This is a genomic window from Flavobacterium sp. (genome assembly GCF_049318185.1).
Lineage (GTDB): Bacteria > Bacteroidota > Bacteroidia > Flavobacteriales > Flavobacteriaceae > Flavobacterium.
In genome coordinates this window covers 1-9,948 of sequence record NZ_JBMOGV010000082.1, presented here as the reverse complement: position 1 = coordinate 9,948, position 9,948 = coordinate 1, and the positions used below count along the sequence as shown (strand labels likewise).

9 protein-coding genes and 1 pseudogene are annotated in these 9,948 nt (G+C 30.2%); all 10 read left to right on the top strand.

Annotated elements, in window-relative coordinates; genetic code table 11:
• Positions 1-205: pseudogene (locus ACOYLT_RS08270) on the top strand (lipopolysaccharide biosynthesis protein); the annotation flags it as partial.
• 175 nt (positions 206-380) lie between these two features.
• Positions 381-1,574 (top strand): L-2-hydroxyglutarate oxidase, encoded by a 1,194-nt coding sequence (gene lhgO, locus ACOYLT_RS08265; protein WP_422853388.1) that lies wholly within the window; start codon positions 381-383, stop codon positions 1,572-1,574.
• A gap of 10 nt (positions 1,575-1,584) precedes the next feature.
• On the top strand, positions 1,585-2,871 hold the full coding sequence (locus ACOYLT_RS08260; RefSeq protein ID WP_422853387.1) for a nucleotide sugar dehydrogenase: 1,287 nt from the start codon (positions 1,585-1,587) through the stop codon (positions 2,869-2,871).
• 3 nt (positions 2,872-2,874) lie between these two features.
• Positions 2,875-3,888, top strand: coding sequence for an SDR family oxidoreductase (locus tag ACOYLT_RS08255; protein WP_422853386.1), 1,014 nt, complete (start codon positions 2,875-2,877; stop codon positions 3,886-3,888).
• Positions 3,881-4,912 (top strand): N-acetylneuraminate synthase family protein, encoded by a 1,032-nt coding sequence (locus ACOYLT_RS08250; protein ID WP_422853385.1) that lies wholly within the window; start codon positions 3,881-3,883, stop codon positions 4,910-4,912. The genes ACOYLT_RS08255 and ACOYLT_RS08250 overlap by 8 nt, the downstream gene beginning before the upstream one ends.
• A 5-nt stretch (positions 4,913-4,917) precedes the next feature.
• The gene (locus tag ACOYLT_RS08245) at positions 4,918-5,406 is read left to right on the top strand and encodes a KdsC family phosphatase (RefSeq protein ID WP_422853384.1); all 489 of its coding nucleotides are present in this window, start codon (positions 4,918-4,920) and stop codon (positions 5,404-5,406) included.
• Positions 5,399-6,205, top strand: coding sequence for an SDR family oxidoreductase (locus tag ACOYLT_RS08240; RefSeq protein ID WP_422853383.1), 807 nt, complete (start codon positions 5,399-5,401; stop codon positions 6,203-6,205). Before ACOYLT_RS08245 ends, ACOYLT_RS08240 begins: the two co-directional genes overlap by 8 nt.
• 6 nt (positions 6,206-6,211) lie before the next feature.
• The gene (locus tag ACOYLT_RS08235; protein WP_422853382.1) at positions 6,212-7,657 is read left to right on the top strand and encodes an aldehyde dehydrogenase family protein; all 1,446 of its coding nucleotides are present in this window, start codon (positions 6,212-6,214) and stop codon (positions 7,655-7,657) included.
• 137 nt (positions 7,658-7,794) lie between these two features.
• Entirely contained in the window at positions 7,795-9,090 is a 1,296-nt protein-coding gene (locus ACOYLT_RS08230; protein ID WP_422853381.1) for a lipopolysaccharide biosynthesis protein, read from the top strand.
• 172 nt (positions 9,091-9,262) lie between these two features.
• On the top strand, positions 9,263-9,948 hold a 686-nt coding region (locus ACOYLT_RS08225), incomplete at its 3' end, for a TylF/MycF/NovP-related O-methyltransferase (RefSeq protein ID WP_422853380.1).

Below are 9,948 nucleotides of genomic sequence, written 5' to 3'. Positions count from 1 at the left end.
TCAGTTGGTTACACAATTGGAACTGTCTAAAGTAAGTTTAAGAAAAGAAACGCCACTCGTACAATTAATAGACCGCCCTATTTTGCCTTTAGAAAAAGAAAAAGTTGGAAGGTTAAAATCACTAATATTGGGCGGATTCTTAGCAGGATTCTTAACTGTGTTATATTTGATTTTTGGACAGTTATATAGGAAGATGGTTGCGTAGGACTTGGATTAGTGTGGTCCACACTAATATTAGGAATTTACAAATAGTCTTAAATCATTAATAACTTGAAAATCAATCACTTTATATGTTTGATTTTTTAATTATGGGTTATCAGAAAAGGTTGAAAAATAGGTTAAATGTGCGCAGTTTTGTGCGTTATTTTAGAGAATAATATATGAAAGAAGTTGCAATTATTGGTGGTGGTATATTAGGATTAGCAATAGGCTATGAATTGAGTATTTCACATCCTAATTTTAAAGTTACCATTTTTGAAAAAGAAGATGGTCCAGGAAAGCATCAATCAGGTAATAATAGTGGTGTGCTTCATTGTGGTTTATATTACCAGCCGGGATCTCTTAAAGCAAAGTTAGCCGTAGATGGAATTCGTGAGATGATTTCTTTTTGTGAAAAAAACCATATCAATCACGAAGTTTGTGGGAAGATTGTTGTTGCCTCAGATGATAGAGAGATAGGTTTATTGAATAACCTAGCTGATCGCGGAGAAAAAAATGGATTAAAAGGAATGAAATTTCTTAATCACGATGAGCTTAAGCAGCGTGAACCAAATGTAAGTGCCAAAAAAGCACTTTTGGTGCCAGAAGAAGGAATTGTTGATTATAAGCAGGTGATGGACGTAATGGCTAATAATATTATAAATTGTGGAGGCACAATTTATACAAATAATAAAGTGCTAGGGCTTACTTCTTCAAATGAAAACTCAATTATATTGAAATCAGAAAAAAATGAACAAGCATTTGATTTGGTTATTAACTGTTCAGGATTATTCTCTGACAGAACTTATTCTAATTTGACATTAAAAAAGAGTCCAATTAAAATTGTTCCATTTAGAGGAGAGTATATGCACATTGCTGATGAATATAAGCACTTGGTTAATCACTTGATTTATCCAGTTCCTGATCCAAAATATCCTTTTTTGGGAGTTCATTTTACAAGAATGATCAATGGAGGCAGAGAAGTTGGGCCAAATGCAGTATTGGCATTAAAAAGAGAGGGGTATAAAAACACTGATTTTTCTTTAACTGATACTTTTGATTCTTTGACATACAAAGGCTTCCTTAATTTTTTTGCTAAGAACGCCAGTTTTGCTATGGGCGAATTTTTAAGTTCTTTATCAAAGAGCGCTTTTGTAGCAAAAGCAAAAAAGCTAATTCCAGAAGTTGAAGAGTATATGTTCGTAAAGGGAGGAACTGCAGGAGTTAGGGCTCAAGCAATCAGCCCCCAAGGGGAGTTAATTATGGATTTTAATATTATTAAAGAAAATAATCAAATACATGTGCTTAATGCACCTTCACCTGGTGCAACAGCATCGATATCCATAGCCAAACATATTATTCAGAATTATATTTAGTAATTATCTAATGAAACATAAAGATTATAAAATTGCAATTATTGGACTAGGTTATGTTGGGTTACCTTTGTCTGTAGCTTTTGCTAAAAAATATAAGGTAATCGGCTTTGACATTAATAATCAAAGGGTTAATGAATTAAATAAAGGACATGATTCAACATTGGAGATAGAAGATCAATTATTAAACTCTGTATTGGATGTCGATAATTCTAAAAAATTAGGTTTATTCATCACAACAAAAAAGGACGTTCTAAAAAATTGTAACATATACATTGTTACGGTTCCAACTCCAACCGATAAACATAATCGACCAGTATTAACTCCCATGATTAAGGCTACTGAAACAATTGCCTCCTTTCTTGACAAAGGAGATATTGTTATCTATGAATCTACTGTTTATCCTGGTGTTACTGAAGATGAAATGGCCCCTGTACTTGAAAAAGAAAGTGGATTAAAGTACAATATAGATTTTTATTGTGGATACTCTCCAGAGCGAATTAATCCAGGAGATAAAGAACATACAGTAACCAAAATTCTAAAAGTTACTAGTGGTTCTACACCTGAAATCGCTACAATAGTTGACGACTTGTATAAATCTGTTATTACAGCAGGAACTCATAAGGCTCCTAGTATTAAAGTAGCCGAAGCTGCTAAAGTAATTGAAAACTCACAGCGAGACATTAATATAGCTTTTGTCAATGAATTAAGTAAAATATTCAATCTGATTGGTATTGATACTAATGAGGTATTAGAAGCAGCAGGTACTAAATGGAACTTTTTAAAATTCAAACCTGGTTTAGTTGGTGGACATTGTATTGGTGTGGATCCTTATTATTTGGCCCAAAAAGCTCAGGAAGTTGGCTATCATCCAGAAATCATTTTGGCTGGTAGAAGACTAAATGATTCTATGGGAAAACATGTGGCTACTGAGGTCGTAAAATTAATGATGAGAAAGGATTTAAAGGTGATTGGTTCAGAAGTACTGTTACTAGGTTTTACTTTTAAAGAGGACTGTCCAGATGTACGTAATACTCGAGTAATTGATATTTATAACGAGCTAATCAACTTTGATATTAAAGTGCATATTTATGACCCATGGGTGGATCCAAATGAAATAAAGCACGAATATAATATTGATGTATTTAGTGAATTACCTAATGGTCAATACGCAGCAGTTATTTTAGCAGTTGCACATAAAGAATTTTTAGATTTAGATGTCCGATCATTTGCTCCAACTGGAGTAGTATATGATGTTAAAGGAATACTTCCCAAAGAAATAGTAGATTCAAGACTATAATATATGTTTAACGAGCAACTTTATAACACTACTTATCACGATATTGATTTATCAAATTATTCTTTTTTAATAACAGGAGGCGCAGGTTTTATTGGTTCAAATTTGGTTGAATACCTGTTAAAGTATAATGCCGGGCATGTTAGAGTTCTTGATAATCTTTCGAATGGATATTACGAAAATATAAATGATTTCGTACAGTTTAAAAACTTTGAATTTATTGAAGGGGATATAAGAGATTTTGATACTTGTAAAAAAGCAGTTGAGGGGATAAACTATATTTCTCATCAAGCGGCATTAGGAAGTGTTCCTAGAAGTATTGCTGATCCTATTACTTCCAACAATGTAAATATTAGTGGATTTGTGAATATGTTAACTGCCGCAAAAGAATCCAATACTTTAAAACGGTTTGTATATGCAGCATCAAGTAGTACCTATGGTGATAGTGCTAGTCTACCAAAGGTAGAGGGTATTGAAGGTAAACCGCTTTCTCCATATGCAGTTACTAAGTTAGTTAATGAGTTATATGCTGAAATTTTCAGTAAAACTTATGGACTACACTCTACTGGTTTGAGGTACTTCAATGTTTTTGGTCCTAAACAGTCTCCAACTAATGCATACGCAGCTGTAATTCCTAAGTTTATTACTTCTGCTTTAAGGCAAACCTCACCAGCAATATTTGGTGACGGAGAAACATCTAGAGATTTTACATTCATTGAAAACGTCGTTCAAGCAAATATTAAAGCATTATTAAATTATTCTGAAAATCAAAATCATGAAGTGTTAAATATAGCTTTTGGGGATAGGACTAGTCTAAATAAATTATGGAGTATAATAGTAAGGTATTTGAATTGTGAATCTTTGATCCCAAATTACTATGACGAAAGAGTGGGTGATGTAAAGCATTCATTAGCAGATATTTCAAAAGCTAAAAATTTGATTAATTATTCTCCGCTTTTTGGTGTGGAACAAGGATTGAAAATAACTATTGAATATTTAAAAACACAAAATTATGTTTAAAGAGCTATTAATTGAAGACAAACCTTTTATTATTGCTGAAGTTGGTCAAAACCATCAAGGCGATTTAGAATTAGCAAAAGAGTATATTAAAGTTTTTGCTAGTGCTGGTGCTGACGCTGTTAAGTTTCAAACTCGAAATAATAAATATTTATTTTCAGAGGAGGCATATCTAGCTCCTTATGGAAGTGAGAATGCATTCGCGGAAACTTATGGCGCTCATCGTGAGAAACTTGAATTAAATCCAGATTTTTTGCCTATCTTAAAAGAAGAATGCATAAAATATGGTGTAAAGTTCATGTCCACCCCTTTTGACGAGCCAAGTTTAGAAATATTAAAAAAATTAGATGCTGATATTATAAAAATTGCATCTTTTGATTTAGGTAATCTTCCTTTGATTAATCGAATTTCAAAATTGGCTAAACCCGTAGTAATAAGTGTTGGTGGAGGTAAGATTGATCAGATAAGATCTAGCGTTAATGTACTCCTTGAAAATGGTATTGATTTATCAATTTTACATTGTGTTTCTGAATACCCTTGTGAATTTAATAAGCTTGGCTTAGAAAACATTAAAACTTTGATTAACGAATTTCCTAATTGTACAATTGGGTCATCAGATCATTTTAATGGAACTTTATCAGGGCCAATTGCATATCTATTGGGCGCTAGAGTTTTCGAAAAGCATGTAACTCTAAATCGAGCATGGAAAGGGACAGATCATAGTTTTGCACTTGAGGCAGAGGGTTTCAGGAAATTTGTAAGAGACATAAAAAGAGTTAAATATATGCTTCCTCAAAAGCCGAAATCTGAAATAGGGGAAGAAAAAGTGTTCAAAAAATTAGGGAAATCATTAGTGTCGTCAGAAGATTTAAATAAAGGTTCTTTGTTAACAATTGATAATTTGTCAGGGAAAATTTTCAGCACTCAATTTATACCTGTTAGGGAATCTAATCAAGTTATTGGCAGAATTTTAAATAGAGATATAAAAGCAGGAGAGCCAATTAATTTTAGTGATTTAGAAAGTTAGCAATAATGAAACTAGAATTTAATAAAATTAAACTTCTTATTTTAGATTTTGATGGAGTACTTACAGACAACTTTGTTTTTGTAAATGAAGAAGGTATTGAATCTGTTAAATGTAATAGAAGCGACGGAATAGGTATTTCTAGATTAAAAAATATTGGAATAAACGTTCTGATAATTTCAACTGAAAAAAATAGTGTAGTTACTGTTCGAGGAAATAAGTTGAAAGTTGATGTTATCCAAGGAGTGAGTAATAAAAAAATAGAGGTAGAAAAAATAAGTGATAATTTAAATATACCTCTTGCTAAAATTGCTTTTTTAGGTAATGATATTAATGATATTCCTGCTCTTGAGATAGTTGGATATCCAATGGGGGTTTCAGATTCTTATGAAGAAATAGATCCATTCATTAAATTTAAAACTCAAAAAAAAGGAGGTGAAGGTGCTGTGAGAGAGGTGTGCGATTTAATTTATAGCTCAATAATAAGAAATGAATAATTTATTTGATATAAGTAAAGAAATAATAGTTTTAACTGGTGTAAATGGGATACTTGGTAGTGAGTATGCTAATTATTTATTAATGCAAAATGCAACGGTTATTGGCCTTGATCTAAATAAAAATGAAAAATCATTATATCTAATTGAAAAATATAAGTCTAAATTTTGTTTTTTTGAGTGTGATATAACCTGTAGTTCATCATTATCATCAACAATATTGAGAATTGTTAATGAAATTGGAGTACCAACAGTTTTAATTAATAATGCAGCTATAGACTCTCCTCCATCTTCTACTATCGAGGAAAATGGACCTTTTGAAGATTATCCTGAGTCTTCATGGGATAAAGTAATGAACGTTAACCTCAAGGGTGCTTTTCTATGTTGTCAATTCTTCGGTAAGAATATGTTAAAAAATAAAAAAGGAACTATTATAAATATTTCCTCCATTTATGGAATGGTTTCTCCAGATCAAACTTTATATGAATACAGACGCAAAAATGGTGAGGATTTTTATAAGCCAGTTGCATATTCTGTATCAAAATCAGGAATACTGAACCTAACTAGATATCTTGCTAATTATTGGGGGGGTAAGGGAATAAGTGTGAATACATTAACATTAGCTGGTGTTTATAATAGTCAAGATGAATCTTTTCTGAAAGAGTATACTGCTAGAATACCTATAGGAAGGATGGCCCAAGCAACTGATTATTTTGGTGCATTGCATTTTCTTTGTTCTGACTCATCAAATTATATGACTGGTGCGAACATGGTAATAGATGGAGGTTGGACTTCAAAATAGTTAAATATGAAATATATAAATAATTGGATAAATGGTTTAGAGGTAAAACCTTCAAACAATTCTTATCTTGAAAAATTTAACCCTCATAATGGTTTAGTAATTTCCAAATTTGCGAATTCTAGTAAAGAAGATGTAAATCTTTCAGTTGAGGTTGCTGATAATAAGTTTAAACAATGGAAATCTTTTACCCCTATCAAAAGAGGAGAGATTTTATTAGAGTTAGTGAATTTGATGAAGACACATCATCAAAAATTATGTAAATGTTTTGCATTAGAAACTGGAAAGCCAATGGCTGATGCTATAGGAGAACTTAATGGAGCTATAAAATTAGGCATTTTTTTCTCAGGCGAGGGTATGAGATTATATGGTAAATCGTTAACATCTGGAATTGAAGGCAAACAAAGTTTTACTATTCGTGAACCTCGCGGTGTTGCTGGATTAATTGTTCCAGCAAATACTCCGATTGCAAATATAGCATGGAAGGTATTCCCTGCATTAATTTGTGGTAATACTGTTGTTTTAAAATCATCTGAAGATGCTCCTGAAATCGCAATTGAATTTGCTAAGCTTACAAAAGCTGCTGGTATTCCTGATGGCGTATTCAATGTAATTCACGGTAGCGGCAATATATCAGGTCAAGCATTAGTTGAACATAGACTTGTTTCAACTATAAGTTTCACAGGATCAACAAATGTTGGTAAAGTTATTGCTTCAGCTTGTAGTAGAAAACTCACGAGAGTTTCTTTAGAATTGGGAGGAAAAAATCCTTTTGTTGTTTGTGATGATGCTGATATAGATAATGCGGTTGATTGGGCTATTTTATCTGCCTTTAGCAATGCTGGTCAAAGATGTGCAGCAGCAAGCAGAATTATTGTCTTTGAAAAAGTGTATAATCAGTTTGTTGAAAAACTAATTACAAAGGCTAATTCACTGAAGCTGGGAATTGATGAAACGTCTAATCTTGGACCATTGATTACAAAGAAGCAACAAATAACAATTCAATCATTTATAGATAATGCTATAAAAAGTGGAGGTAGAGTTTTATGTGGTGGAAGGCCTCCAATTGAAATTAATCTGTCAAAAGGTAATTATTTTTTGCCAACATTAATAGATAATATAAGCGTCAATGATGAAATATCTCAAATAGAATTATTTGGTCCTGTCGCAACTCTATATTCAGTTAAAAATTTGGACGAAGCCCTTCAATTAGCAAATAATACTATATATGGTTTGACATCTTGTATTCATACGAAAGATATTAATAAAGCAATGTATTTTACAAGAAAAATAAATGCAGGAGTAGTAAATGTTAATATGGGAACATATGGAAGTGAACCGCATATGCCATTCGGTGGTTTTGGAGAATCAGGAAATGGCACAAGAGAACCTGGATTTGAAGCATTAGACTTTTATAGTGAAATTAAAAACATATCAATAGTTTATAAGTTTTGATAACAAGGTTATATAGTGTTTTCAAAAAAAAGCCCTCTTTATATTTCTTATTTAGTGTAATAATTACATCCGGAGGTAGTTTTTTAGTGACTCTTTTTTTATGGAATAAACTTGAAGTATTAGACTTTTCTATAATAATGTTTTTAGAAATAATACCAATTTTTATTACGGGGTTTATGACAATGTCTCTAGATCAATATTTAATGAGACATTACTATGAGTGGGATGATAATAAAAAACTTATAAACACAATTCAAGTTTATCGAATTTCATTAATTTCTTCTATCTTTTTCTTCCTTTTTTTTCTGATAATTACAATTAGTACAAAGAGTCTTTTATTTGATGAAAAATATTTTTTACTTGTCATTTTATCTCTGTCAAATATATTTTTCATTAGCCTATATACTGTGCCATTTAGTGTTATTAGAATAACGAATAGCCCTAAAAATTATTTTATTGTTAAGGTTAGTACTTTTTTTGTATATGTAATATCAATATATTTAACAGTTTACAATTTTAATTTAAGTCTAAGAGGATTTTATTGCAGCTTAATTATTTCCAATATTTTTCAATTTATTTTATTAATTTTTTTACAGAAGAATTTATTTTATATATTATTTAAAAGTAATAATAATAATCTTAAATTATCTGAAATACTTCGTTACACGATACCACTTATTCCAACAAATATTTTTGGCTCTTTATCAAGTATTTTTGAAAGGGTATTGCTTCAAAAATATGTTTCTTCGGATATTATTGGACATTATGCAATAGCGAATAAATTTGCAGAATTAATTAATCAATTGCATGGTATTTTAAAATTATCTTTTGGTCCCAATTTATTTAAAACTATTACCACAGGAGGAAGACAAAAAGTAATTGATTTTGCTAAAAGTATAAAAAATTATGTTTTTCCTCTGATATTTATGTTTGTATTTATTTATGTTACTAGTGATATTGCTTTTGAATTTATAAAGCTTAGAGGCGCTAATTTGATTACTAAAATTTTAAATATTTCACTAATAACTGTATTAATCAATTCAACGCAAGCATATATAGCACCAGGCTTACAAATTCGCAAGAAGACTGAAATTCGCTTTATCCTTGAGTTACTTTTAAACGTATCAACTGTTTTAGTCATTTTTTTAATGTTAAAAAATTATAATTTTTTTCATATGATAATTGCTAAGGCGATTATCTCAGGATTATACTTATTAATTTGTTACTTATTAACAATCAATATTTCTGATTGGAAAATAGATGATATTTTTTTTAAAAAAAATATCATCTATTTATGCTTTCTAATTTTTTGTAAAATTTATTTCAATAATCATGCTTTAAATTTTTTCTGTTTTTTGAGTTTTATTTTTATAAATTTAAAACAAGTTGAATCTATGTATCATTTAATAAAAAAAAATAATAATACTCTATAATAAATATTGATTATATTTTTATAGAAAGTTTCTTTTTACATAAATTTAAAATCATGGAAAGTAGATTTTATCTACATTTTTGTAAAATGTTCTATAGGTATTATCTCATGTCATTATTATTTACTATATTGTATCTTTAAATAAATTTATTTTCATAATTATACTAAATTCTATGTCTTTAAAATCACTCTTGACTTTGAAACAATCCATTTTCGGATTTCGCAATTACCAGTATTCTTTTGACAATCTTAAAACAAATAATAACCTAGCATTTATTGATGAAATTGAATTTTCCGAAGCCTATAAAATTGCAGTTGGTTTAGTTGGAAAAGATCTTGAAATCCCGTTAAGGATTCATCAGGCACTTTGGTGCGGGTTGAATAGTTTAAAAATAGAAGGAGATTTGGTTGAATTGGGATGTGGTGCTGGTTTCACATTCATATCACTTTTAAATTACTTTAAATTAAAAAATCTTGACTTTTCAAATAAAGGAATTTATTTGTTTGATTCTTTTCTGCCTGTAAAACCAGATAGTTCAGGTAATCAATCAGTAATAGGAAAAATGAGAAAACCAGATGCTTATGCTAATTCAAAAGATGAAGTTAAAGAACGGTTTAAACAATGGCCAAATGTAAAATTGGTTGATGGACTATTGCCTGCTTCGATTAATAAAACAATTGATTCCATTCGTTCAATATCCTTCTTGCATGTGGATTTGAATCATTTTCAAGCTGAAATAAGTTCATTAGAGATTTTATATGAGAAAGTTTCAAACGGGGGACTTTTATTACTTGATGATTATGCAAATCCTGGCAGAGATATACAGCGTGTTGCACATAATAATTTTTTTAAAATAAA

Bases quoted from the DNA above. Each gene is read 5' to 3' on its own strand.
- lhgO (WP_422853388.1), top strand. From the start codon at position 381: ATGAAAGAAGTTGCAATTATTGGTGGTGGTATATTAGGATTAGCAATA.
- ACOYLT_RS08260 (WP_422853387.1), top strand. From the start codon at position 1,585: ATGAAACATAAAGATTATAAAATTGCAATTATTGGACTAGGTTATGTT.
- ACOYLT_RS08255 (WP_422853386.1), top strand. From the start codon at position 2,875: ATGTTTAACGAGCAACTTTATAACACTACTTATCACGATATTGATTTA.
- ACOYLT_RS08250 (WP_422853385.1), top strand. From the start codon at position 3,881: ATGTTTAAAGAGCTATTAATTGAAGACAAACCTTTTATTATTGCTGAA.
- ACOYLT_RS08245 (WP_422853384.1), top strand. From the start codon at position 4,918: ATGAAACTAGAATTTAATAAAATTAAACTTCTTATTTTAGATTTTGAT.
- ACOYLT_RS08240 (WP_422853383.1), top strand. From the start codon at position 5,399: ATGAATAATTTATTTGATATAAGTAAAGAAATAATAGTTTTAACTGGT.
- ACOYLT_RS08235 (WP_422853382.1), top strand. From the start codon at position 6,212: ATGAAATATATAAATAATTGGATAAATGGTTTAGAGGTAAAACCTTCA.
- ACOYLT_RS08230 (WP_422853381.1), top strand. From the start codon at position 7,795: ATGTTTTTAGAAATAATACCAATTTTTATTACGGGGTTTATGACAATG.